23 protein-coding genes and 1 rRNA gene are annotated in these 22,942 nt (G+C 71.4%); 16 read left to right on the forward strand and 8 right to left on the reverse strand.

Annotation, left to right across the window (positions count from 1 at the left end; all coding sequences use genetic code 11):
- Window positions 1-94 (forward strand): 5S ribosomal RNA (rrf, locus tag AB0C38_RS37730); the annotation flags it as partial.
- Window positions 95-377: 283 nt separating this feature from the next.
- Here the strand turns inward: rrf and AB0C38_RS37735 are convergent.
- Entirely contained in the window at window positions 378-830 is a 453-nt protein-coding gene (locus AB0C38_RS37735; RefSeq protein ID WP_360682571.1) for an Lrp/AsnC family transcriptional regulator, read from the reverse strand.
- 111 nt (window positions 831-941) lie between these two features.
- Here AB0C38_RS37735 and AB0C38_RS37740 point away from each other — a divergent pair, with 111 nt between their 5' ends.
- The 6 genes from AB0C38_RS37740 to AB0C38_RS37765 all read left to right on the forward strand — a co-directional run bounded on the left by AB0C38_RS37740 (window position 942) and on the right by AB0C38_RS37765 (window position 7,310).
- On the forward strand, window positions 942-1,373 hold the full coding sequence (locus AB0C38_RS37740) for a rhodanese-like domain-containing protein (RefSeq protein ID WP_360682572.1): 432 nt from the start codon (window positions 942-944) through the stop codon (window positions 1,371-1,373).
- A 19-nt stretch (window positions 1,374-1,392) separates the two neighbouring features.
- On the forward strand, window positions 1,393-2,142 hold the full coding sequence (locus tag AB0C38_RS37745) for a type 1 glutamine amidotransferase (RefSeq protein ID WP_360682573.1): 750 nt from the start codon (window positions 1,393-1,395) through the stop codon (window positions 2,140-2,142).
- A 94-nt stretch (window positions 2,143-2,236) separates the two neighbouring features.
- Window positions 2,237-3,370 (forward strand): inorganic phosphate transporter, encoded by a 1,134-nt coding sequence (locus AB0C38_RS37750; protein ID WP_360682574.1) that lies wholly within the window; start codon window positions 2,237-2,239, stop codon window positions 3,368-3,370.
- Window positions 3,371-3,399: 29 nt separating this feature from the next.
- Window positions 3,400-6,375 carry a bifunctional [glutamine synthetase] adenylyltransferase/[glutamine synthetase]-adenylyl-L-tyrosine phosphorylase gene (locus AB0C38_RS37755; RefSeq protein ID WP_360682575.1) on the forward strand — a complete coding sequence of 992 codons (2,976 nt, stop codon included), beginning with the start codon at window positions 3,400-3,402 and terminating at the stop codon, window positions 6,373-6,375.
- A 14-nt stretch (window positions 6,376-6,389) separates the two neighbouring features.
- Window positions 6,390-6,818 carry an acyl-CoA thioesterase gene (locus tag AB0C38_RS37760; protein ID WP_360682576.1) on the forward strand — a complete coding sequence of 143 codons (429 nt, stop codon included), beginning with the start codon at window positions 6,390-6,392 and terminating at the stop codon, window positions 6,816-6,818.
- Between the two features lie 3 nt (window positions 6,819-6,821).
- Window positions 6,822-7,310 (forward strand): GNAT family N-acetyltransferase, encoded by a 489-nt coding sequence (locus AB0C38_RS37765; protein WP_360682577.1) that lies wholly within the window; start codon window positions 6,822-6,824, stop codon window positions 7,308-7,310.
- Between the two features lie 69 nt (window positions 7,311-7,379).
- Here the strand turns inward: AB0C38_RS37765 and glnA are convergent, their stop codons facing one another.
- Window positions 7,380-8,804: a type I glutamate--ammonia ligase gene (gene glnA, locus AB0C38_RS37770; RefSeq protein WP_360682578.1), complete on the reverse strand. Its 1,425-nt coding sequence runs from the start codon at window positions 8,802-8,804 to the stop codon at window positions 7,380-7,382.
- Window positions 8,805-9,074: 270 nt separating this feature from the next.
- Between glnA and AB0C38_RS37775 the strand changes: the two genes are divergently transcribed.
- Window positions 9,075-9,464 carry an RDD family protein gene (locus AB0C38_RS37775; protein WP_360682676.1) on the forward strand — a complete coding sequence of 130 codons (390 nt, stop codon included), beginning with the start codon at window positions 9,075-9,077 and terminating at the stop codon, window positions 9,462-9,464.
- A gap of 49 nt (window positions 9,465-9,513) precedes the next feature.
- Here AB0C38_RS37775 and AB0C38_RS37780 read toward each other — a convergent pair whose 3' ends face one another.
- Window positions 9,514-10,242: a DUF4191 domain-containing protein gene (locus tag AB0C38_RS37780; RefSeq protein ID WP_360682579.1), complete on the reverse strand. Its 729-nt coding sequence runs from the start codon at window positions 10,240-10,242 to the stop codon at window positions 9,514-9,516.
- Between the two features lie 65 nt (window positions 10,243-10,307).
- Between AB0C38_RS37780 and AB0C38_RS37785 the strand changes: the two genes are divergently transcribed.
- From AB0C38_RS37785 to AB0C38_RS37810, 6 genes are all read left to right on the forward strand, one after another.
- The gene (locus AB0C38_RS37785; RefSeq protein ID WP_360682580.1) at window positions 10,308-12,389 is read left to right on the forward strand and encodes an ATP-dependent DNA helicase UvrD2; all 2,082 of its coding nucleotides are present in this window, start codon (window positions 10,308-10,310) and stop codon (window positions 12,387-12,389) included.
- A 364-nt stretch (window positions 12,390-12,753) separates the two neighbouring features.
- A complete protein-coding gene (locus tag AB0C38_RS37790) occupies window positions 12,754-13,011 on the forward strand; it encodes a hypothetical protein (protein ID WP_360682581.1) in 258 nt (85 codons plus the stop codon).
- Window positions 13,012-13,161: 150 nt separating this feature from the next.
- Window positions 13,162-13,518: a WhiB family transcriptional regulator gene (locus AB0C38_RS37795; RefSeq protein WP_360682582.1), complete on the forward strand. Its 357-nt coding sequence runs from the start codon at window positions 13,162-13,164 to the stop codon at window positions 13,516-13,518.
- Window positions 13,515-13,772: a hypothetical protein gene (locus tag AB0C38_RS37800; protein WP_360682583.1), complete on the forward strand. Its 258-nt coding sequence runs from the start codon at window positions 13,515-13,517 to the stop codon at window positions 13,770-13,772. The genes AB0C38_RS37795 and AB0C38_RS37800 overlap by 4 nt, the downstream gene beginning before the upstream one ends.
- 303 nt (window positions 13,773-14,075) lie before the next feature.
- Window positions 14,076-14,948: a methyltransferase domain-containing protein gene (locus AB0C38_RS37805; protein ID WP_360682584.1), complete on the forward strand. Its 873-nt coding sequence runs from the start codon at window positions 14,076-14,078 to the stop codon at window positions 14,946-14,948.
- Window positions 14,945-15,130, forward strand: coding sequence for a hypothetical protein (locus AB0C38_RS37810; RefSeq protein ID WP_360682585.1), 186 nt, complete (start codon window positions 14,945-14,947; stop codon window positions 15,128-15,130). Before AB0C38_RS37805 ends, AB0C38_RS37810 begins: the two co-directional genes overlap by 4 nt.
- 90 nt (window positions 15,131-15,220) lie before the next feature.
- Here AB0C38_RS37810 and AB0C38_RS37815 read toward each other — a convergent pair whose 3' ends face one another.
- The 3 genes from AB0C38_RS37815 to AB0C38_RS37825 all read right to left on the reverse strand — a co-directional run bounded on the left by AB0C38_RS37815 (window position 15,221) and on the right by AB0C38_RS37825 (window position 18,715).
- The gene (locus tag AB0C38_RS37815) at window positions 15,221-16,105 is read right to left on the reverse strand and encodes a hypothetical protein (RefSeq protein ID WP_360682677.1); all 885 of its coding nucleotides are present in this window, start codon (window positions 16,103-16,105) and stop codon (window positions 15,221-15,223) included.
- 162 nt (window positions 16,106-16,267) lie between these two features.
- The gene (locus AB0C38_RS37820) at window positions 16,268-17,608 is read right to left on the reverse strand and encodes an AarF/ABC1/UbiB kinase family protein (RefSeq protein WP_360682586.1); all 1,341 of its coding nucleotides are present in this window, start codon (window positions 17,606-17,608) and stop codon (window positions 16,268-16,270) included.
- A 60-nt stretch (window positions 17,609-17,668) separates the two neighbouring features.
- A complete protein-coding gene (locus AB0C38_RS37825) occupies window positions 17,669-18,715 on the reverse strand; it encodes a ThiF family adenylyltransferase (protein WP_360682587.1) in 1,047 nt (348 codons plus the stop codon).
- A 230-nt stretch (window positions 18,716-18,945) separates the two neighbouring features.
- Here AB0C38_RS37825 and AB0C38_RS37830 point away from each other — a divergent pair, with 230 nt between their 5' ends.
- On the forward strand, window positions 18,946-19,455 hold the full coding sequence (locus AB0C38_RS37830) for a M48 family metallopeptidase (RefSeq protein ID WP_360682588.1): 510 nt from the start codon (window positions 18,946-18,948) through the stop codon (window positions 19,453-19,455).
- 253 nt (window positions 19,456-19,708) lie between these two features.
- Here AB0C38_RS37830 and AB0C38_RS37835 read toward each other — a convergent pair whose 3' ends face one another.
- The gene (locus tag AB0C38_RS37835; RefSeq protein WP_360682589.1) at window positions 19,709-21,100 is read right to left on the reverse strand and encodes a zinc-dependent metalloprotease; all 1,392 of its coding nucleotides are present in this window, start codon (window positions 21,098-21,100) and stop codon (window positions 19,709-19,711) included.
- A 91-nt stretch (window positions 21,101-21,191) separates the two neighbouring features.
- Between AB0C38_RS37835 and AB0C38_RS37840 the strand changes: the two genes are divergently transcribed.
- Window positions 21,192-22,298 (forward strand): S16 family serine protease, encoded by a 1,107-nt coding sequence (locus AB0C38_RS37840; protein ID WP_360682590.1) that lies wholly within the window; start codon window positions 21,192-21,194, stop codon window positions 22,296-22,298.
- Here AB0C38_RS37840 and AB0C38_RS37845 read toward each other — a convergent pair.
- Window positions 22,295-22,837, reverse strand: coding sequence for a PPA1309 family protein (locus AB0C38_RS37845; protein ID WP_360682591.1), 543 nt, complete (start codon window positions 22,835-22,837; stop codon window positions 22,295-22,297). The two genes, AB0C38_RS37840 and AB0C38_RS37845, sit on opposite strands and share 4 nt — an antisense overlap.
- Between the last annotated feature and the right edge of the window lie 105 nt (window positions 22,838-22,942).

Here is a 22,942-nt window from a genome sequence, read left to right on the forward strand (position 1 = left end):
AACGCCCGGTCCCATTCCGAACCCGGAAGCTAAGCCTGACAGCGCCGATGGTACTGCAACCGAAGGGTTGTGGGAGAGTAGGACACCGCCGAACTTACTTTGAGGAAGGGTCTGGGCCCGGTTGAGACGCAAGTCTCCCGGCTCAGGCCCTTTTTCATGTCCGCATCCACACGACCCGATCCTCAGGCACGCGACCCGACTGCCTGGGTACGCGAGCCGACTGTGTGGGTACGCGAGTCGACCCTCCAATCACGCGAGTCGGCTCCCCAATCACGTGTGATGCGTGCTCAATCACGCGAGTTCCGCCTTCAATCACGCGAGTCGCGTCTCTGATCACGCGGATGACGGCCCGGCCGGCAACGAGGTGCCGTGAAGCCTCAAACCGAGTGCGGCCGAGGCACCGGCCGGCCCCGCAACGGGCTCGACAGCACCAGCGACGTCGTCGTCTCCCCGTACCGCTGCACCTTCTCGACCAACGCCTCCAGCTCCGCGGTGTCCCGGCACAGCACCCGAAGGATCCAGCACTCCTCGCCGGTGACGTGATCCGCGGAAACGACCTGGGGCAGCGGCAACACCGCGGTCCGGAACCGCGGTGTGTCCAGACTCCGCACCCGGGCCCGCACCAACGCTTCGATCGGCAACCCCAGCTTCGACGTGTCGATGCTCGCCGCGTAGCCCGTGATCACCCCGCGCTCCTCGAGACGGCGCACGCGCTCCGTCACCGCCGAGCCCGACAGCGACACCCGGCGGCCCAGCTCCGAAAAACTGAGCCGGCCGTCCGCCTGGAGGAGCTCCAGCAGGTGCCAGTCGACGTCGTCGAGGGGGTCCACCGCGACTCTCCCAGGTGAGCAGGGGCAAAACAGGGAAATCCCCGGCAGACCCGGGGCTCCACCCCGATTCTGCCCTGTGTCCGGACGCCCGCGACCAGCAGGATTCAAGACATGACCACCGCACGCACGCTTACCGTCCCCGCCCCGGCGCCGGACGCGGCCACCCGGTACTTCGGCGCCGAACTCGCCTTCGAGGTCGATCCCGACGATCTCGTCCAGGACCTCGACGCCGGCCGCGTCGACGGCTACGTCGTCGTCGAGACGCGCGCGGAAGAAGCCTTCAAGGCAGCTCGCATCCCCGGCGCGATCAACCTCCCCTACACGGACATGACGGCGGAGACCACCCAGCACCTCGACCGGGACCTCGTCTACGTCTGCTACTGCGAGAGCATCAACTGCAACGCCGCCACCAAAGGCGCCCTCAAGCTCGCCGAGCTCGGGTTCAAGGTGAAACGGCTCTCCGGCGGCATCAGCGCCTGGATCGCGGCCGGCAACCCGGTCGAAGGAGCCCGAGAAACAGCCGGGATCCGCTGCGCCTGCTGAGCCACCTACCCTGAAAAGCGTGACACGACTGCTCATCATCCAGCCGGACGCGTCGGACCCGCTCGGTCCCCTCGGCGACTGGCTCACCGGCGCCGGCGCGGAGCTCGACGTCCGGCTGCCGCCGAAGGACGACCTGCCCGACGACCTCGACGCCTACCGGGGCGTCGTCTGCCTCGGCGGCGGCATGGCCGCGGAGGACGACGCGAAGCACCCGTGGCTCGCCGATGTGCGGCGCCTGCTGGCGAAAGCGGCGATGAAGAAGATCCCGACCCTGGGGATCTGCCTCGGCGCCCAGCTGCTGGCCGTCGCGACCGGCGGCCGCGTCGAGGTCGGGCGGGATGGGCCCGAGGTCGGTCCGCACCTCGTCGCCAAGAAGGACGCGGCGTGGACCGACCCGCTCTTCGCCGACCTGCCGCTCATGCAGGACGTCCTGCAGTTCCACAACGACGCGATCACCCGGCTCCCGCCCGGCGCCGACTTGCTCGCTTCCGCGCCGCTCTACCAAAACCAGGCGTTCCGGTTCAACCGTTGTGTCTACGGTGTCCAGTTCCACATCGAGACGACGCCCGCCGTCGTCGAGAGCTGGGCGGCCGACGAGCCCGAGATGGCGGAATTCGCCCGTCCGGGCTCACTCGAGCACGACGCGCTGATCACCGTGCACACCGACATCGAGGAAACCTGGCGCCCGTTCGCGCAGCGGTTCGTCCGGTTGGCCGCCGGAGAGCTCGAGTCCGCCGCCGACAGTCAACGCTCATTGCCGCTGGCTTAACGCCTGGGATCACAATCAGCAACATCCTGTTAACGCCGGGCGTCACCCGTCAGGTACCTTGCGGAAGGAGTCCCACAAGGGTTCGGAGGTCGGGGTGGAGCCCTCGTTGCTGGTCGTGATCGTGGTAGTCACGGCCTTGGTTTTCGATTTCACGAACGGGTTCCACGACACCGCGAACTCGATGGCGACGTCGATTGCGACCGGTGCTCTCAAGCCCCGCGTCGCCGTCGCGATCTCCGCGGTGCTGAACCTGGTCGGCGCGTTCCTGTCGGTGGAGGTCGCCAAGACGATCTCCAGCGGTCTGGTGGACGACACGAAGATCGGCCCGTCGATCGTCTTCGGCGGGCTGATCGGCGCGATCGTCTGGAACCTCGTGACGTGGTTCGTCGGCCTGCCGTCGAGCTCGTCGCACGCCCTGTTCGGCGGCCTGATCGGCGCCACCTGGGTTTCGGCGGGCACCGACTCGGTCCACTTCGGAAAGATCGTCGAGAAGGTTCTGGTCCCGGCCGCCGCGAGCCCGGTGATCGCCGGCGTCGTCGCGATGATCGGGACGTACTTCGTCTACCGCTTCCTCGTCCGCGGCCGGCCGGCCACGCGCGGGTTCAAGGTCGGCCAGGTCGTCTCGGCGTCGCTCGTCTCCCTGGCCCACGGCACCAACGACGCGCAGAAGACCATGGGCGTCATCACGCTCACGCTCGTCACCGCCGGCAGCCTGCCGGCGGGCGCTTCGCCACCCGTCTGGGTGATCATCAGCGCCGCCTGCGCCCTCGCGCTCGGCACGTACCTCGGCGGCTGGCGCATCACCCACACCCTCGGCAAGGGCCTCACCGACATCGAGGGCCCGCAGGGCTTCGCCGCCCAGACGAGCTCCGCGCTGGTCATCCTGATCTCGTCGCGGCTGGGCTTCCCGCTGTCGACGACGCACGTGTGCTCCGGCGGGATCGTCGGCTCCGGCGTCGGCCGGCGGGAGGCGCCGGTGCGCTGGCGGATGGCGGGCCGGATGGTCATCGCGTGGCTGTTCACGCTGCCCGCCGCCGCGATCGTCGGTGCGGTGTCCGGCAAGATCGCCTCGCTCGGCGCCGCGGGCACCATCGCTGTCGGCGTCGTCGGGATCGGCGTGGGGGTCGGGATCTGGCTGCTTTCCCGGCGCCACCCCGTCACCGCGCACAGCTTCCAGGTTCCCGAGCCGACGCCCGCCGGGACCGAACCCGGCCGGCTCGCCGCCTGAGCCGAGTTCTCCGGATACGGTGGTTCGTGATGGCAGACCGCGCGCGATCGACCGCTTCGGCGGCGAGGTACGGCTTCACCGACTCTCGTGCCGAGGGTCAGTTGCGCGCGGCCGGCTGGTGGGATGACGCCGGCCCGGTCGAGACCGCCACCGACGTCCTTTCGGCGTTGTCCCGCACCGCCGACCCGGATCTCGCGCTGCGCGGGATCGACTGGATCCGCGAAGCCGACGACAGCGAGTGGACCCGGCTCGAAGAACAGCTGCGCACCAACCGGACCTTCCGCGGCCGCTTCCTCAGCGTGCTCGGGACGTCGAGCGCGCTCGCCGACTTCCTCGCCGCGAACCCGGAGCAGTGGCAGTCGCTCACCGCCGACAAGTGCACCGACTCCGAGTGCTACCGCGAAAACCTGCGCACGTCGCTCGTGCGTGACGACGGCTCAGTGGTCACCGGGCTCGAAGCCGAGCAGGCCCTCAAGATCGCCTACCGCGGCCAGCTGCTCGGCATCGCCGCCGCGGACCTGGGTCACCTCGTCGAGGCCGGGCTCGAACAGCCGCACTACGCCGAGGTCGCGGCGCAGCTGACCGAGCTGGCCGAGGCCGCGCTCGCCGCCGGGCTCACCGTCGCCGAAGCCGAGGTCGGCGCGTCGGCCGAGGGCAGCCTGTCGATCGTCGCCATGGGCAAGTGCGGCGGCCGGGAGCTCAACTACGTCAGCGACGTCGACGTCATCTTCGTCGGCGCGGACGACCTCGGCGTCGCCACGCGGCTGGCCAGCACGACGATGCGGGTCGTCGGTAAGGCGTGCTTCGAGGTCGATGCCGCGCTGCGCCCCGAAGGCAAGGCCGGCGCGCTGGTCCGCACCCTCGAGAGTCACCAGGGTTACTACCAGAAGTGGGCCAAGACCTGGGAGTTCCAGGCGCTGCTCAAGGCACGCCCGGTGGCGGGCGACGCCGAGCTGGGGCAGCAGTACGCCGAGATGGTCGCGCCGCTGGTGTGGTCGGCGGCCGACCGGGACAACTTCGTCGGCGAGGTGCAGCAGATGCGCCGCCGCGTCGAGGGGCACGTGCCGTCCGAACACGCCGAACGCGAGCTCAAGCTGGGCCGCGGCGGGCTGCGGGACGTCGAGTTCGCCGTGCAACTGTTGCAGCTCGTGCACGGCCGCGTCGACGCCGACCTGCGTTCGCCGTCCACGATGGACGCGCTGGCCGCGCTCGGCGAAGGCGGCTACGTCGGCCGTCAGGACGCGGCCGAGCTGGGCGCGTCGTACGAGTTCCTGCGGATGATCGAGCACCGGCTGCAGCTGCGGCGGCTGCGCCGGACGCATCTGTTCCCCGCGACGTCGGACACCGACGAGCTGCGGATCCTGGCGCGGGCCAGCGGGATCAAGGCGACCGGCGGCAAGAGCCAGGGCGAGGCGCTGCTGGCCGAGTTCCGCAAGCACGGCAAGGGCATCCGGCGCCTGCACGAAAAGATCTTCTACCGGCCGCTGCTGCAGTCCGTCGCGAACGTGCCGACCGAGGCGCTGCGCCTGACCACCAAGCAGGCCGCCAGCCGGCTGGCGGCGCTCGGCTACACCGCTCCCGACGGCGCGCTCCAGCACATCAAGGCGCTCACCTCCGGTGTCTCGCGCCGCGCCGCGATCCAGCAGGCGCTGTTGCCGGTGCTGCTCGACCTCCTGGCCGACACCCCCGACCCCGACGGCGGACTGCTGTCGTACCGGAAGGTGTCCGAGGCGCTCGAAGACACGCCGTGGTACCTGCGGGTCCTGCGCGACGAGGGCACGGTCGTGGAGAACCTGGCCGCCTTGCTCGGCACGTCCCGGCTGGTGCCCGACCTGCTCGTCCGCGCGCCGGAGGTGCTGCGGCTGCTCGGCGACCCGGCCCGGCTGCTGGGCCGCACGCCCGCCGAGGTGGCGACGTCGCTGCGGGCCGCCGTCCGGCGTCAGCCCGGGTTGAACGCCGCCGTCGCCGCCGCGCGTTCGCTGCGGCGGCACGAGCTGCTGCGGATCGCGTGCGCGGACCTGCTCGGCCTGCTCGACGTGCCCGCGGTGTGCGAAGCGCTGTCCAGCGTCTGGGTCGCGGTGCTGCAGGGCGCGCTGGCCGCGGCGTTCCGCCAGCGCCAGGCGGAGCTGGGTCGCACGCCGGCACGCATCGCCGTGATCGGGATGGGCCGGCTCGGCGGCGCCGAACTGGGCTACGGCTCGGATGCCGACGTCCTCTTCGTGTGCGAAGCGTCCGAAGGGGTTTCGGACGCCGACGCCGTGAAGTTCGCTTCGTCGGTCGCGGAGACCGTCCGGAAGATGCTGGGCGCGCCCAGCTCGGACCCGGCGCTGGAGGTCGACGCCGACCTGCGGCCGGAGGGGCGGAGCGGGCCGCTGGTGCGGACGCTGGAGTCGTACCGCACGTACTACGCGCGGTGGGGCGAGGTGTGGGAGGCGCAGGCGCTGCTGCGCGCCCGGTTCGTCGCGGGCGACGCCGACCTCGGCGAGCGCTTCATCGCGATGATCGACCCGATCCGCTACCCCGAAGGTGGCCTGGACGGGACGAAGGCGCGCGAAATCCGCCGCATCAAGGCGCGCGTGGAGACCGAGCGGATGCCCCGCGGAGCCGACCCGACGCGCCACACGAAACTCGGCCGCGGCGGCCTCGCCGACGTCGAGTGGACGGTCCAGCTGCTGCAGCTCCAGCACGCTTGTTCGGTCCCGGGGCTGCGGACGACGTCGACCCTGGACGCGCTGGCCTGCCTGCCGGCGGCGGGTTTGGCTGAGCAGTCCGAAGCGGACTCGCTGCGTGAGGCGTGGCTGCTGGCGACCCGGGTGCGCAACGCGGGGATGCTGGTGCGCGGCAAGGCGGTCGACGAGGTCCCGGGGTCCGGCCGCGACCTGACGGCGGTGGCTCGGGTACTGGGCCAGTCGGCGGCGGACGACCCCGGCGAGTTCCTGGACACGTACCGGCGCATCACCCGGCGGGCGCACACCGTGGTGGAGCACCTGTTCTACGAGGCCTGACCTAGAGTGGGCCGGTGACTGAACGCGAGCCGTTCCGGACCCGGATCAAGGTCCGGCACTACGAGCTGGACACCCTGGGGCACCTCAACCACGCCGTCTACCACTCGTACGGCGAGGTTTCGAGACTGGAGCTGCTCGAACAGGCGGGCGCGCTTCGCAGCCTGGAGGGCTTCGCCGCGGTGCTCCTGGAGTCCCACATCGTGTTCCGCCGCGAGCTGCGCGCGGGTGATGAGGTCGACGTGACGTGCGACGTCAAGTTCGGCAGCGGCAAGACGTTCTCGATGGACTCGAACATCGTCAAGGTGGACGGGACGCTGGCCGCGGAGATCACCTGCACGCTGGGGTTGATGGACCTGGAGCGCCGCAAGCTGGTGGCCGACCCGCGGGGCCGGCTCGAAGCCGCGGGCGCGGACCTTCGCCTGATGTCGACTTCGGAAGGCTGAGCGGTGGAGATCCGCCTGGCCGGTCCCGCCGACTGGCCGGGAATCTGGCCGATCATCCACGACGTCGTCACGGAGCAGCAGACGTTCCCGTACGACCCGGCGATGACGGAGGAGGAGGCTCGCGCCGGCTGGCTGCGGCCCGCGCCGGCCCGAACGGTCGTCGCGGCCGACGGTGACCGCGTACTGGGGACGGCGAACATGTACGCCAACCGCCCCGGACCGGGGAGCCACGTGGCCTCGGGAAGCCTGATGGTCGCGGCCCCGGCCCGCGGCACGGGAGTGGGCCGGGCGCTGACGACGGACATGATCACGTGGGCCCGCGAGGCGGGGTTCGTGGCGATCCAGTTCAACGCGGTGGTGGACACCAACAAGAGCGCGATCCGCCTGTACGAGAGCCTCGGCTTCACGACGCTGGGTGTGGCTCCGGGGGCGTTCCGCCACCCGGTCCACGGCGACGTCGGGCTCCGCATCATGTGGCTGGACCTGGCCTGAACAAAGAAACGCCGGCGGCGAGGGCTCTTCGCACCTCACCGCCGGCGTGTCCGGGGCCGTACTACCGCATCACACGTCGTAGTACAGAGCGAACTCGTACGGGTGCGGGCGCAGGCGCAGCGGGTCGATCTCGTTCTCGCGCTTGTACGAGATCCACGTCTCGATCACGTCCGGCGTGAACACGCCACCCTCGAGCAGGTAGTCGTGGTCGGCTTCCAGCGTGTCCAGGACCGTGCCCAGGTCGCCCGGGACCAGCTTGACGTTCTTGGCCTCCTCGGGCGGGAGCTCGTAGAGGTCCTTGTCGATCGGGTCCGCCGGCTCGATCTTGTTCTTGATGCCGTCGAGCCCGGCCATCATCATCGCCGAGAACGCCAGGTACGGGTTGCCCGACGAGTCCGGGCAGCGGAACTCGGCGCGCTTCGCCTTCGGGTTGTTGCCCGTGATCGGGATGCGGACGCAGGCCGAGCGGTTGCGCTGCGAGTAGACCAGCGAAACCGGCGCCTCGAAGCCCGGCACCAGGCGGTGGTAGGAGTTCACCGTCGGGTTCGTGAAGGCCAGCAGGCTCGGCGCGTGCTTGAGCAGGCCGCCGATGTAGTGGCGCGCGGTGTCCGACAGGCCGGCGTAGCCCGACTCGTCGTGGAACAGCGGCTGGCCGTCCTTCCACAGCGACTGGTGGCAGTGCATGCCCGAGCCGTTGTCGCCGGCGAGCGGCTTCGGCATGAACGTCGCGGTCTTGCCCGCGGCGAACACCGTGTTCTTCACGATGTACTTGAACAGCTGCAAGTCGTCCGCGGCGTGCAGCAGCGAGTTGAACTTGTAGTTGATCTCGGTCTGACCGGCGGTGCCCACCTCGTGGTGCGCGCGCTCGATCTCGAAACCGGAGTTCGTCAGGTTGCGGACGATGTCGTCGCGCAGGTCGGCGAAGTGGTCGACCGGCGGGACGGGGAAGTAGCCGCCCTTGAACTTCGTCTTGTAGCCCTGGTTGCCGCCGACCTCGTCGGTGCCGGTGTTCCACCAGCCCTCGACGGAGTCGATCTCGTGGAACGAGGCGTGCTCGGCGGAGTCGAAGCGGACCGAGTCGAAGATGTAGAACTCGGCTTCGGGGCCGAAGTACACGTTGTCGGCGACGCCGTACTCGGAGATGTACTGCTCGGCCTTGCGCGCGATGTTGCGCGGGTCGCGGCTGTACGCCTCACGGGTGAACGGGTCGTGCACGAAGAAGTTGAGCGCGAGCGTCTTCGCCTTGCGGAACGGGTCGATCCGGGCGGTCGCCGCGTCCGGCAGGAGCAGCATGTCGGACTCGTGAATGGACTGGAAGCCGCGTACCGAGGAGCCGTCGAACGCGAGACCCTCTTCGTAGGCCTCGTCAGTGAAGGCCTTCGCGGGGACCGTGAAGTGCTGCATCACGCCGGGCAGGTCGCAGAACTGGACGTCGATGACTTCGACGTCCTCGTCGGCGATGAGGCGCTGGATGTCGTCTGGAGTAGTGGGCACCCTCGGTGACTCCTTCTCGTTCGAGCTCGTGCGGCAGTGCTCTCTTCGGCTCACGCTAAGAGGGCGGTGTTGCCCGACCGTCACCCGTATGTTTCGCGGGTGTTAACGGGTGGGTGGATACCGGCTATCCGACCAGGGCGGATGTGGTCCGCGCCACCGGCATACCCTGGATGGGTGGCGAGATGGACCGGTGAATGGCTGCCCGGCACCGGCGAGGGCCGGCAGGACGCTGATCAGCACGAGTCGCGGTGGCCGGGCGAGAAGTTCGGTTTGCCCGAATCGGGCGTGGGCTCGGCGGCGAGCGGGGGTGCGCGACTGCTCGGGCTGGTCGTCGACCTCGTGATCGCGGCCCTGGTCACGGCCATCTTCCTGCACCCCAGCCTGCAGGACCCGGTCGCGATGCAGAACTTCAACCTCTGGTCCGGCGGCGTGTGGGCGGCCATCTCCGTCGTGTCCGCCGGCTTCTTCGGGTTCACACCCGGGATGGGCGTCGCCGGCGTCCGGGTCGCCCGGCTCGACGGCGCCGCGCTGGTCGGCCCGCCGCGCGCGCTGGTCCGGGCGGTGCTGACGTTCGTGATCATCCCGGCGGCCGTCCGCAACGCCGACGGCCGCAGCTGGCTCGACCGCCTGACCGGCACCGTCGTCATCCGGATGCGCTGAACGAGAAAGGCCCCGTCCGGGTGGACGGGGCCTTCGTCTTCGGTGCGGGTCAGCGACGGCGGATCGTGCGCTGGACGTTGCGCATCTTCGCGCCGGCCGGCATCGGGCCCTTCGGCATCGCCGCGCCGCGGTTGCCGAGCGCGGCCAGCTTCGCCTCCAGCGCGTCGACCTGGGCCGGCTTGAGGTTGCGCGGCAGCTTCATCAGGAAGCCTTGGAGCTTCTTCAGCGGGATCTGGCCCTCTTCGTGGCCGATCGTCACGTCGTAGATCGGCGTGTCACCGACCAGGCGGGAGACGCGCTTCTTCTCCTGGGCGAGCAGCGTCTTGACGCGGTGCTGCGCGCCCTCGGCGACGAGCACCACACCCGGGCCGCCCAGCACGCGGTGCACGGCGTCGAGCTGCGTCGTCGCCGCGACGGTCGGCGTCACCTTCCACTTGCCGCGGAGGTTCTCCAGCGCCCACGCCGCGGCGCCGGGCTGGCCGTCGGCCTTCGAGTAGACCGTCTTCTGGACGCGCCGCCCGAAGATGATCATGGCGACCAGGCCGCCGAGGATCAGGCCCAGCGGCAGCAGGACCCACTGCGCGTCGAAGAAGAACCCGACCCCGAACAGGACGCCGGCGACCACGACGATCGACCCGACCATCCACGGGATGAGCCACGGGTCTTCCTTGCGCTGCATCTTGAAGGCCTCGAAGAGCTGGCCACGGCGGGCCTTGCTCGCCGCGCGCTTCTCCTTCTTGGCCAGCTTGGCCGCTTCCTTGTCCTGCTTTCCCGCCATCCGTCCAGGATACGGCCGCGTGCCCCTGCCCCGATTCCCCGTCCCCCTCTGCGAGGATGCCGGACGTGACCGGCGTACTTTCACCCAAGAGCCTGAACCGTTTGCTCGATGGTCTCGACCCCGAGCAGCGCGCCGCCGCCAGTGCCCCCCGGGGGCCGGTCTGCGTGCTCGCCGGGGCCGGCACGGGCAAGACCCGCACGATCACCCACCGGATCGCCCACCTCGTCCGATCAGGACACGTTTCCGCTGGTCAGGTGCTCGCCGTCACGTTCACGACGCGCGCCGCGGGGGAGATGCGGACGCGGCTGCGCGGCCTCGGCGTCGAAGCCGCGCAGGCCCTGACCTTCCACGCCGCCGCCCGCCGTCAGCTGCGCTACTTCTGGCCGCGGGTGATCGGCGACCGGCCGTGGGACCTGCTGGAGAACAAGTTCCGCTACGTCGGCCAGGCCGCGACCCGGGCCAAGCTCGGTACCGAGACCGAGGTCCTGCGCGACCTGTCGAGCGAGATCGAGTGGGCGAAGGCGTCGCTGATCAGCCCGGACGACTACCCGGCCGTCACCGCGCGAATCCAGCGCGACATCCCGGCGCCGGCCGCGCAGATCGCCGAGGTCTACCGCACGTACGAAGAGCTGAAGAACGCCGCGCAGGTGCTCGACTTCGACGACCTCCTCCTGCACACGACCGCGGTGCTCGAGGAGCACGGCGTCGTCGCCGAGGAGTTCCGCGACCGCTACCGCTGTTTCGTCGTCGACGAGTACCAGGACGTCACGCCGCTGCAGCAGCGCCTGCTCGACGCGTGGCTCGGCGGCCGCGACGACCTGACCGTCGTCGGCGACGCCAACCAGACCATCTACTCCTTCGGCGGCGCGTCGCCGCGGCCGCTGCTGGAGTTCACGCGACGCTACCCGGACGCGACCGTCGTCCGGCTCGAGCGCGACTACCGGTCGACGCCCGAGGTCGTCTCGCTGGCGAACCGGGTCATCGGCGCCGCGCGCGGGCGGCCGGCGGGTTCGCGGCTGAAGCTGATCGGTCAGCGGCAGCCGGGCCCGGAGCCGCGCTTCGCCGAGTTCGACGACGAAGTGGTCGAGGCCGAGGCCGTCGCCCGGCGGGTGCGTGAGCTGCTGGACGGCGGCGTCGCGGCGAGCGAGATCGCGGTGCTTTACCGGGTCAACGCGCAGTCGGAGGCGTACGAGAAGGCGCTGACCGAGGCTGGCATTCCGTACCTGGTCCGCGGCGGCGAGCGGTTCTTCAACCGGACCGAGGTCCGGCAGGCGATGTCCGCGCTGCGGGCCGCGAGCGGTGACGTCAGCTCCGACCTGGTCACGACGGTGCGTTCGGTGCTCGCCCGCGTCGGGCTCACCGAGTCGCCGCCGGCGGGTGGCGCGGCCAAGGAGCGCTGGGACGCGCTCCTGGCGATCGTCGAGCTGGCCGAAGAGCTGGCCTCGACGGTCGAGGACGCGGACCTGCCGCGCTTCAACACCGAGCTGGACCAGCGCGCGGCGGCGCAGCACCCGCCGACGGTCGAGGGCGTGACGCTGGCGTCGCTGCACGCGGCGAAGGGCCTGGAGTGGGACGCGGTGTTCCTCGTCGGCCTCGCCGAGGGCACGATGCCGATCCTCCACGCCGGCGACGACGAAGCGGCGATCGAGGAGGAGCGGCGGCTGTTCTACGTCGGCGTGACGCGGGCCCGCGAGCACCTGTGGCTGTCGTGGGCGCTGGCCCGCACGCCGGGCGCGCGGCGCAACCGCCGTCGCAGCCGCTTCCTGTACGGCCTGATCCCGGAGGACCACCCGGCGGCCCGGGCGGCCCGGTCCCAGCAGAAGCCGGCGACGCCGATCAAGACGCGCTGCCGCGTCTGCGGCGGGCCGCTGCTGGAGACCATCGAGGTCAAGCTGGGCCGCTGCGGGAAATGCCCGTCGACGGTGGACGAGGCACTGCTGGAGCGCCTGAAGTCCTGGCGCGGCGACCGGGCCCGCGAGCTGAAGGTGCCGACGTTCGTCGTGTTCACCGACGCGACGCTGATGGCCATCGCCGAGCAGCGCCCGGTGGACGAATCGGCGCTGGTGTCGATCTCCGGGATCGGTGCGACCAAGCTCGAGCGGTTCGGCGCGGAGATCCTCGGCGTCGTCCGCGCGTCGGCGGGGTAGCGACGGGTTCGGGGCGCCGATGCGGTTCCGGCCGGGCCGGCGTCCCTCGTGCTGTCGGGTCGGCGCGGCTCGTGAAGGCGGGCTGTCGATGCCGTCTGGACCGATGCGGACGCGCCCGTGTCACTCGTGCGGCGGTGTCGCGGCGATGCGGTGTTGACCGCGTCCGAGCCATGATCGACGCGGCGAACCCGCTGCTCAGGGGCGATCTTCGTATCTTCGAGGATTTTCCGGTTAATTGAGTTGCCCCGGTGTGGTGGGGGGCAATAACCTGCCAGTACCGAGCCCGAAGGGCTCGGCTGGGGATCCACGTGACAACGCCGCTCGGCGGCCGTGTGTGCAGAGTACAGAAGGAGGTGCCGGTGAAATGATCAACACCATGACGCTCACGAACCCGGGCACCCGTCTGTCCTGCGCCACGGAAGTTGTGGCTGTTCAGCGCCCGGGCACCGGTCTGCCCGTGAGCGCGCACGAGGTCCGTGGCATGCGTCGCGTCGAGCGGCGTTGGACCACCGGTGATGTCGTCTTCGGGACGCAGGGCGTTCTCGCCGCGTACCCGCAGGCTGATCTGCCGACCATCAAGCAGTTCCGTGTTCCGTCGTCGATACGGGAGCGAAGTTCCTGACCTAGTCAGGACTAGAGGCTCACGAAGGCCGCGGAACCGGAAAACCCGGATCCGCGGCCTTCGTGTTTTTGGCTGCACAACCCAAGAGGAACAGCGTTGCCCAGCTCCATCTCCCAACCGAAAACCCGTACGACACAAGGAGGAACTTCCATGTCTTCGGCCATCGCCTACACCTCGGGTGAGGCAATATTCGCCGACCTGCTCGACCCCATCGCCGTTCCGGACGTGGCGCTGCCCTGCCGTTCGGGCGACGCGGACCTGTGGTTCGCGGAGTCCCCGGCCGAGCTCGAGCGCGCGAAGGCGCAGTGCGCCGACTGCCCGGTGCGCGAGGCCTGCCTGGCCGGTGCGCTGGCCCGGCGTGAGCCGTGGGGCGTCTGGGGCGGCGAGATCTTCGAGCGCGGTGCCGTGATCGCGCGCAAGCGGCCCCGTGGCCGCCCGCGCAAGAACGCTGCCGTCGAGCCCGCCGCGGCCAAGGCCGGCGGCGACCACCGGAGCGCCGCCGCATGAGCGTCGAACCGGTCACCGCAAAGGACTACGAAGCGCGGATGTGCCGTCCGCAACTGCAGTTGACGAAGACCGAGATCGAGGAGATCAGCGAGATGTTGCTTTACGAAGAACTGTCCAGGGCCCGAATACGGGATCTGGAGGAAGGGGTCCGCGCCCAGCGGGCCCGAGGTAGCGCGCGTGCCGTACGCCGCTGGACGCGAGTGGCCCGATGGGCGACCCGCCGAGCGGAGCGGTACGAACTGGACCAGAACTGAGCGCAGGCCCCTGCCGCCTCCGGGCGGCGGGGGCTTCGCGCTGCCCGGAGGGTTGCGAGCCGGGCGCCGAGGTTGCTCGGCGGCGCGCCAGCTCGGGTGTCGGTACTCGCGGCGCTGGGCGCGCTTGCCGTGCGGCGGTGCCTGGCTGCGGGTGCCCGCCGGCCGGCCGAGCGGCTGCATGGCTGCTGCGCCCGCTGGCCGGCCGGCCGAGTGTGAAGACGCCGGCGTGCGGACCTGCGGGTATGCGTTCTCTGACCTCCTTCGGGTGTCGTTCGCGCGCGCCTGCTGGTGTTGAATGGGCTGATGTCCGTACACACCCACGACGACATCGACTGGGCGGACCGCCTCGCTCAGCTGCGCATGGCCGACTCGCTCGACGCCGGTGCGCTCGCGCCCGTCGCGCGGCGGTTGCTCGAGCGCGCGCCCGAGCGGCCGGTCCTGCTCGACGTCGGGTGCGGGGCAGGTGGGATGAGCGTGCTCTTCGCGCGTGAGCTCGCTCGAGGGGACGGCGGCACCGTTGTGCTCCTCGATGCCACGCCGGCACTGCTGGCCGAGGCTCGGCGGGCCGTGACCGAGGCCGCCGGCGGGGAGGTCGAGGTCGTCGCCGTGCACGGGGACCTCGCCGATCCGCGGCTGGCCGAGCGGGTGCCCGCCGTCGACCTCGTGTGGGCGTCGGGCGTCGTGCACCACGTCGGTGACCAGCAGGCCGCCTTGTGCGCACTGGCCCGGCTGCTGCGGCCCGGCGGCGTGCTCGCCATCGGCGAGGGCGGGCTCGAAATGCGGTGCCTTCCTTGGGATCTCGGGGTCGGGCGGCCCGGGCTGGAGCAACGGCTGCTCGCCGCGCGGGCCGAGTGGTTCGCCGGGATGCGGGCCGGGCTTCCGGGCAGCGTCGCCATGCCCTACGGCTGGCCGCGCGCCCTTCGCGAGGCCGGGCTCGAGGACGTCGAGTCGTTCGGTGCGCTCATCGATCACCCCATGCCGGGCTCGGACCTGTTGCGGGAGTACGTCGTGCATCGCGTCGGGTGGTTTGCCGAGTCGGCCGGGGACCGGCTCGCTGCCGATGATCGCGACGCCGTCGCCGCGCTGACCGATCCGGCCGGTCCGGACTTCCTCGGCCACCGGGACGACCTGTTCCTGTTCGGCGCCAAGGCGATCCACTGTGGACGGTTACGGTGAGCGCGCCGGATCCGGTCGCGTGCACGCGGTGCGGGCGCACGCGCGGCGCCGGCGAGGACCCGGCTACGGCGCTCGCCTGGGCGTCCAGCCGCGAGCGGGGCGGCCTGAGGTGGCTGTGCCCGGACTGCGCGCGGCAGCACGTGCGGGACATCGAGGGCAAGCTGCCCGACGAGTACTGGTGATCGATCCGCGCCCCTGAGTGTTGTGCTGCCGCGCGGGATGGCGCGGCCGGCTTGGTGGGTGCGTGCGGCTGGCACAGGGGACTTGGCCGGTCATGCCGCGTCGCCGATGGGGGTCATCGGGACCGCGCGGACCTTCGGCCTAGGCGTGCGGGAGGCCTCGCCGAAGGCCTGCGCCAGTTCTCGCGCCACCTCGCGGGGGACCTGGCGCAGCTGGCGGACCGTGCAGCGGACCAGGACGATTCCCGTCGCCGCCAGGGCCAGGTGGGAGAAGCCGCCCGTGCCCGGGCCACAGCGGTGCTGCCAGGCCAGGCCGATCTCGTCCCACCACGCGTCCGCCTCGCCGATGCGGCGGCCCCGGCGGTCGCAGATCGTCACGTCCCAGATCGGCGGTGGGACGCGCGCCGTGTCCAAGGCCTGCGCTGCCAGGCCGTGGGCCTCGATCGGGCCCTCGTCCAGCTCGCGGAGCACCTTCCGGACCGCCGCCGTGCCGCGCTGGGGCCCCTCGGCCAGCTCCGTCAGCAGCTCCTGCCGGTCGCACAGGCCCCAGTAGAGCGGGAGCGTCAGCAACCGGCGGATCCGCGCCGGGTCGGGCTCGGACCTCGCCAGGTCGAGCGCCGCCCGGGACGGCGGTGCGAACGGCAGCCCGTCGACCAGCACCGGCGCCGGCATCCGGGCCGTGCGCGCCGCGCTGACGCCGTCGCACGCCGCCACCCGGCAATGGTCGGGCACCAGCAGCTGGATCTCCTCGTCCGCCGGGCACTTCACGCCGTGGGCCTGCAACGCGTCGGCGCCCGTGATCACCACCCGTGGCCCGTAGCGCACCAGTGCCGCGTGCAGCAGCTGCTGCCGCGTCGGCGCGTTGTTGCGCAGCAGGACGACACCGGGGTGCAGGCGGCGCCACGGCCCACCGGGGCCGCAGAGCCGCCGGGTTCTTCGGTCGGATACCCCGGCCCTGCGTAGCTGTTCGAGGTTCATCACCTCGCACGAGCCGGGGTTACTGAGGGCCAGCGGATCGGTGCATTGAGTAGCGGTCATGAACCGAGCATGGCGGCTCGGCCAACCGGGTGGAACCCCGTTCTCCCCAGCTGTGGACAACTCGCCGGTATCCGCCCCTTCGCGGGCCGGCCTGTGGACAACTCAGGCGGCGAACCCGGGCTGCCAGCGCTCCACGATGCCGCGTGCCGGGATCTCCGCGTCGAGCTGGCAGAGGATGCCCGTCGACCCGGCCGTCACCCGGTGGATCATCAGGTACTCGGGCGGCAGGTTGAGCGACCGCCCGACCCGGAAGTCGTTGCCGCGGCTGTCGCCGACCCGCCACGCCTGCCGCTGCATCCACTTGCGCGTGAAGTGGAACACCGGCTCCGCCAGCGGCTCGGTGAACGGCGCCAGGTACGCGAGCACCTCGTCCGCGGCCAGGTCGCTGTCCGGCCGGATGAACCGGTTCTCCCGCAGCAGGCGCATCAGCCCGGCGGACTCGCCGTCGAGGGCCAGCCGCGTCATCTCGCCCAGGTGGCGGGGGATGCCGTCGGGCAGCCGGGCCACGCCGCCGAAGTCGATGACGCACAGCCGGTCGTCCTCGGTGATCATGAAGTTGCCCGGGTGCGGGTCCGAATGCAGCAGGTGGACGCGCTCGGGGGACGAGTAGTGGAACTCCGCCAGCAGCCGCCCGGCCAGGTTCCGCGTCTCGCGGTCGCCGTCCGCGATGACCTTCGACAACGGGGTGCCGGTCACCCACTCCGTCACGACGACCTTCGGCGCGCTGGCCACCACGCGCGGCACCAGGATGCCGGGATCGCCCTCGAACGCCTTCGCGAAGGCGCGCTGGTGCTGGGCCTCGGCCTGGTAGTCGAGCTCCTCGTTCATGCGCTCGGCGAGTTCGGCCAGCAGCGGCTTGACCTCGGTGCCGGGCACGAACGCCTGGAACAGCCGGCTGAACCGCTGCAGCTGCCGCAGGTCGCTGCGCAACGCCTCGTCGGCGCCCGGGTACTGCACCTTGACCGCGACCTCGCGGCCGTCGTGCCAGATCGCGCGGTGCACCTGGCCGATGCTCGCGGCCGCCGCCGGCTGGTCGTCGAACGAGGCGAACCGGCTGGTCCAGGTCCGGCCCAGCTGCTCGGCGAGCACCCGGTGGGTCTGGCGGGACGCCATCGGCGGCGCCGCGGCCTGCAGCTTCGTCAGCGCCTCGCGGTACGGCTTCGCCATGTCGTCCGGCACCGCCGCCTCGAACACGCTCAGCGCCTGGCCGAACTTCATCGCCCCGCCCTTGAGCGTGCCGAGCACCTCGAACAGCTGCTCGGCGGCCTTCGCCGAGAGCGTCGCGTTGACCTGCTCCGCGCTCTGGCCGGCCAGCCGCTTGCCCCACCCGCCGACGGCCCGCCCGGCGATCCCGAGCGGCAGACTGGCGAGCTTGGCGGTACGGGCGGCACCCTTGCGCGGCATCGCGGGATCACGATCGCCTGGGTCGCGGAAGTCGGTCACCTCCGCGATTCTGCCTTGCGACCTCGGCGGCGCGCAGCCTGCTCGTGACGTCTTAGTGGCCTACGTCTCCTGTCGCACCGCCGGAGCGCCGCAGCCGCACCGCGGGTGCGGGGGCCAGCCGCGGTGGCGGATGCGGCCGTCGAAGGCGTCGATCTCGAGGGTCGCGTTCCACGCCGGCGGCGCCGGTTCGGCGGGGGAGAGCAGCCGCATGGCCTGCGCGACGGCCAGCGACGCGCAGGCGTGGACCGCGCCGAGGTCGGGCCGCTGGTGCCGGCCGGTCAGCTGCCCGGCGACGCGGGGCCAGCACGGGTCGAGGTCGGTCCGGTGCAGGTCGGCGCAGCGCAGGCACGAACTGCGGCCCGGGACGACCAGCGGCCCGACGATGCCCGTCCCGTCGCGGACGCGGACGGCCATGTGCGGGACGCCGTCCTCCATCAGCTCGGCGACGACCTCCGGCGCCGGGACGACGGCGTCGGTGAGCAGCGCCAGCTCCGGGTACCGGTCGTGCAGGCGGGTGACGCGGACTTCGGGGTCGACGCGGCGGAGCAGGTCGCCGAGGGCTTGGCGCCGGGGCCGGCCCAGGTCGGCTTCGGTGAAGCCGGTGCCCAGGTCGTGCTCGGTCACCGTGCCGGGCAGCTGCAGCTCGACGTGCCCGATCCCGGCGTTGGCCAGCAGCACGGCGACGGCGACCGCCACCCGGCCGTCACCGTGCACCGTGACCGCGGTGGCGCGCCGCCGGTCGCTCAGCGCGGTCTGGTGGTGGCGGGCCCGCAGGGACCAGAGGCCGGTTTCGTGGCGGAGACCCGGGCCGTCCGGGCGCCCCGCGTCGGTGATCAGGCCGAGCGCGGTCAGCTGCCGCAGCAGCGTCCGCAGCTGGTCGCGGTGTTCGCTCTCGGCGAGCAAGAGCCGTTCGACGGGCTTGCTGCCGTCGAGTGCGCGCAGCCGCTCGACGAGATCGGGGGGCAGGCCTTCGACGATCACGCCGTGGCGCGGGTCGAGCCCGAGCTGGATCTCACGCGAGCCGCGTTCGAGCACCGTGATGCCCGGGAGCAGGGCGGGATGGGCCGGCAGGAGCACCGGTGGCATGTCCGCGGTGGAGAGGATCATGTCCGCAGGATGGCACCCGGCGGCGTCGATCGAGCCCGGGAAAGCGCCGGATCGGCCGAGTTGTCCACAAGGGGAATGGGCTGTGGACAACTCGGCTCTGTGACCTCAATGCGCTCGGAGTTGTCGGTGCCGGGCCTTACCGTGGTCGGGTGGTCGAAGCACGCATGCCCTCACTGAGAGGCCCGGGGGAGACGAACCCCCCGTCGGACACACCTGCATACAAGGTCGAAGTGCGGCGCAGCCAGCGCCGGCACCGGACGGTCACCGCGTACTGGAAAGACGACACGCTCGTCGTGCTCATCCCGGCGCGGATGACCAGGGCGGAGGAGAAACACTGGGTCGCCGAGATGGAGCGCAAGCTCCAGCGCTCGGAACCACGCCGGCCGGCGTCCCCGAAGACGTCGGACGAAGCCCTGCTGGCGCGCTGCGCGCTGCTGTCGGGCAAGTACCTGGGCGGCACCGCGGTGCCGGCGAGCGTCCGCTGGGTGCCGCCGATGCGCACGCGGTGGGCGTCCTGCACGCCGGTCGACGCGACCATCCGGGTCAGCGACCGGCTGCGGAAGGTCCCGCCGTGGGTGCTGGACTACGTGTTGCTGCACGAGCTGGCGCATCTGCGCGAGCCCGGGCACGACGCTGAGTTCTGGGCACTCGTGCGGCGGTATCCGAAGACAGAACGCGCGATGGGCTACCTGGAGGGGTTGGCGGCCGCCGCCGGGTGGGGCATCGACATCGAGGACTGAGCTGGTGATGGTGACCGGGGTGATCCGCTGGCGCGGGTCACCCCGGTTCCGTCGGAGCGCGGGGGCGGCTGAGCGGCCAAATCGCGTGCCTGGACGGTCGGCTCGCGTGCCTGGAGGGTCGGCTTGCGTGCCTGGAGGGTCGGCTCGCGTGTCTGGAGGGTCGGCTTGCGTGTCTGGAGGGTCGACACGGTCGACTGGCCGCATACGGAACCGGGCGCCTCGCGGATCGCGAGACGCCCGGCTCGGGTCGGACTCAGTTCTTGCTGTCGCCGTCCTCGGTGTCGTCACCGGCGGACTCAGCGGGCTCCGAAGGCTTCGCCTTGTCCCGCTCTTCGCGCTCCGAACGTTCCGTGCGCTCCAGCTCGGCCATCGGGTCCAGGTCGTCCAGCGAGCCCGCCTCGCCGACGCGGTCCGCGAAGTCGATCGGCTCGTCCAGGTCCTCCGCCGTCGGCATCAGGTCCGGGTGCGACCACAGGCCGTCGCGCTTCTCCAGGCCGTGGCGGTCGCCCACCAGCTTCCAGAGGTTCGACGCGTCCCTCATGCGGCGGGGGCGCAGCTCCAGGCCGACGAGCGTGGCGAACGTCTGCTCCGCCGGGCCGCCCGTCGCGCGGCGGCGGCGCAGGGTCTCGCGCAGCGCGCCCGCTCCCGGCAACCGGTCGCCGACCGCTTCCGCGACCACGACGTCCACCCAGCCCTCGACCAGGGCGAGCAGCGTCTCGAGGCGCCTCAGCGCCGCCTTCTGCTCGTCCGTCGTCTGGGGCTCCAGCAGCCCCGACGACATGGCCTCTTCGATGCTCGCCGGGTTGGCCGGGTCGATCCGGCCGGCCAGGGACTCGAGCGCGGACGTGTCCACCGAGATCCCGTGCGCGAACTCCTCGACCGTCGCCAGCAGGCGCTGGCGCAGCCACGGCACGTGCGTGAACAGCCGCTGGTGCGCGGCCTCGCGCGCGGCCAGGAAGACCAGGATCTCGCTGTTCGGCAGCTCCAGGCCCTCGGCGAACTTCTCGATGTTCGCCGGCAGCAGCGCGGACGTCCCGGCCGGGGCCAGCGGCAGGCCGATCTCGGACGCCGTCAGCATCTCCGACGCCAACTGCGCGAGGGCCTGGCCGAGCTGGGACCCGAAGGCCATCCCGCCCATCTGCCCCATCATCTGCAGCAGCGGGCCGGCGGCTTCCTTGGCTTCCGCGGGCAGCGCTTCCATCCAGGCGCCCGACACCTGGCGGGCGACCGGGTCGCACAGCCGCTGCCACGTCGGCAGTGTCTTCTCCACCCAGGTGCGCGGCGACCAGGCGACCGCCGACGTCGCGCCGGCCGGGAACTGGGTGGCCGCGTCGAGCCAGAGCTCGGCGAGGTGGGCGGCGTCGCGGACGGCGGCGTTCGAGTCGTCTCCGCCGGAGAAGCCGAGGCGGCTTTCACCGGTGTTGCCGGCGCTGCCGAGGCTCTGGAGGGCGATCTGCTTGGCGAGGTCGTAGTTCACCGGCCCGCTGGAAGTACCGGCCTGGCTGAGCATCTGGCCCAGTTGGCTCAGCATCTGCCCGAGCTGGTTGAAAGCCTCGGCGCCGGACTGCTGCCCGCCTTCCGAGGGGTCGTTCTCACCTCGTTTGTCGGGATCGGAAGGTCCGAAGCCGAACGGGGGTTTGCTCATGGGTCCACCGTACGCGGGTCGGGAAGCCTCCAGCGCGTCCTGTGCGTGGCCTTCACCGAGAAGCGAACACGGTCACCGTACGCTGTCGGTCGTGACCAAGTCCTCCGAGCAGACCGCGCCCGCGAAGAGCAGCCCGGACCCCGGCGCCGAGGCCGCCGGCGACGTCCGGCGGATGACCCGCCGCGGCTGGACGCTCGTGGTCAGCGGCTCGCTGTTCCTGATCTTCGTGGTGCTCGGTCTGGTCGTGCCGGTGCCGTTCGTGGCGATCAGCCCCGGCCCGACCTACGACACGCTGGGTCGCGACGCCGCGGGCAACCCGGTCATCCAGGTCACCGGTCACGAGACCCACCCGACGAGCGGCGAGCTGCGGATGACGACCGTCTCGCTCCACGACGGCGTCACGCTCTTCCAGGGGCTCGGATTCTGGGCCAGCGGCCGCTACGCGCTCGCGCCGCGCGAGGAGTACTTCAAGCCGGGCGAGACGAACGAACAGGTCAAGCAGGAGAACATCCAGCAGCTGCAGGACTCGCAGACGAACGCCCAGGTCGCCGCCCTGCGCAAGCTCGGCTACCCGATCAAGGTGCTGGCGAAGCAGATCGTCTCCGGCAGCCCGGCCGACCACGTGCTCGCCCCCGGCGACAAGCTGATCACGGTGAACGGCAAGAAGATCGTCGAAGCCGCGGACGTCCGGGCCGCGCTGGCCGGCACCCTGCCCGGCCAGACCGTCCAGATCACCTTCCAGTCGGACGGCCAGCCGGAGCGCACCGTGCCGCTCACACTCGCTTCGCGCCCGGACCGCAAGGAGGGCTTCATCGGCCTCACCGCGACCGACCGCGCCGAGGCGCCCTTCAACGTCAACATCTCCCTGCAGGACGTCGGCGGGCCGTCGGCCGGGCTGATGTTCACCCTCGCCATCATCGACCGGCTCAAGGGTGACGACATCGCGGGCGGGCGGCACATCGCCGGCACCGGCGAGATCACCGAGACCGGCGAGGTCGACCCGATCGGCGGGATCTCGTTCAAGGTCGTCGGCGCGCGCGAGGCCGGCGCCACCGACTTCCTGGTGCCCGAGCACAACTGCGCCGAGGCCAAGACCACCGCGCCCAGCGGGCTCAACCTCATCAAGGTGTCCACACTGGACGACGCGCTCGCGCAGCTGGCCAACCTGAAGGCGGGCCGCCCGACGACGTCCTGCTAAGGCAGGAGCGTCGCCTTGAGGGCCTCGAGGAGGTTCGGGGCGAGGTCGGGGCTCTCGACGATCTCGTCGACCGACTCGTCGGTGCCCTCGGCCGTCCCGATCCCGCGCAGCCGCATGACGCACGAGCCGGCGCCCTCGCGCAGGACCGCGGCCACCAGCCGGGCTTCCGTCCGCTGCGGGTGGTCGGCGGCCGCGCGGCGCAGGCTCTCCGCGTCGGCCTCGGCGACGTCCGGCAGCTCCGACTCCGAGCCCGGCGGCAGCACGATGATCTCCTGGGCCAGCGCGCACCCGATCACCAGATCGGGCCACGCGATCCGGGCCAGCGCCTCGGCGAGGTCGCCCTCGGGCAGCGCTTCCTGCGCCACCGGCGTGAGCGGGTTGGCCCGGTCCAGCTGACCGGCCAGCTCCGGTTGCTCGTCCAGCAGCGCCGCCGTCGGCACCAGCGCGAACAGCTGCGGCGGCTGGTCCCAGCCACCCGCGGCCATGAACTCCTCTATCTCGCGCGCGAGGGCGGCCACTCCGGCCTGCTGCTGTTCCATGCGCACATCGTCTCAGGCCGGTCCTCGAGACCACGCCGCGAGTCCGATTCGGGCGGGTCCCGGGAACTTCTCCCGGCATCCGTAGAGTTAGGGAATCAGGGGGCG

Origin of the sequence: Amycolatopsis sp. NPDC048633 (assembly GCF_040650695.1) — a bacterium.
Taxonomy (GTDB): Bacteria; Actinomycetota; Actinomycetes; order Mycobacteriales; family Pseudonocardiaceae; genus Amycolatopsis.

Coding starts and splice junctions, on each gene's coding strand:
- AB0C38_RS37805 (WP_360682584.1), top strand. CDS start 14,076: ATGTCCGTACACACCCACGACGACATCGACTGGGCGGACCGCCTCGCT.
- AB0C38_RS37740 (WP_360682572.1), top strand. CDS start 942: ATGACCACCGCACGCACGCTTACCGTCCCCGCCCCGGCGCCGGACGCG.
- AB0C38_RS37790 (WP_360682581.1), top strand. CDS start 12,754: ATGATCAACACCATGACGCTCACGAACCCGGGCACCCGTCTGTCCTGC.
- AB0C38_RS37780 (WP_360682579.1), bottom strand. CDS start 10,242: ATGGCGGGAAAGCAGGACAAGGAAGCGGCCAAGCTGGCCAAGAAGGAG.
- AB0C38_RS37800 (WP_360682583.1), top strand. CDS start 13,515: ATGAGCGTCGAACCGGTCACCGCAAAGGACTACGAAGCGCGGATGTGC.
- AB0C38_RS37755 (WP_360682575.1), top strand. CDS start 3,400: ATGGCAGACCGCGCGCGATCGACCGCTTCGGCGGCGAGGTACGGCTTC.
- AB0C38_RS37845 (WP_360682591.1), bottom strand. CDS start 22,837: ATGGAACAGCAGCAGGCCGGAGTGGCCGCCCTCGCGCGCGAGATAGAG.
- AB0C38_RS37835 (WP_360682589.1), bottom strand. CDS start 21,100: ATGAGCAAACCCCCGTTCGGCTTCGGACCTTCCGATCCCGACAAACGA.
- AB0C38_RS37795 (WP_360682582.1), top strand. CDS start 13,162: ATGTCTTCGGCCATCGCCTACACCTCGGGTGAGGCAATATTCGCCGAC.
- AB0C38_RS37815 (WP_360682677.1), bottom strand. CDS start 16,105: ATGAACCTCGAACAGCTACGCAGGGCCGGGGTATCCGACCGAAGAACC.
- AB0C38_RS37825 (WP_360682587.1), bottom strand. CDS start 18,715: ATGATCCTCTCCACCGCGGACATGCCACCGGTGCTCCTGCCGGCCCAT.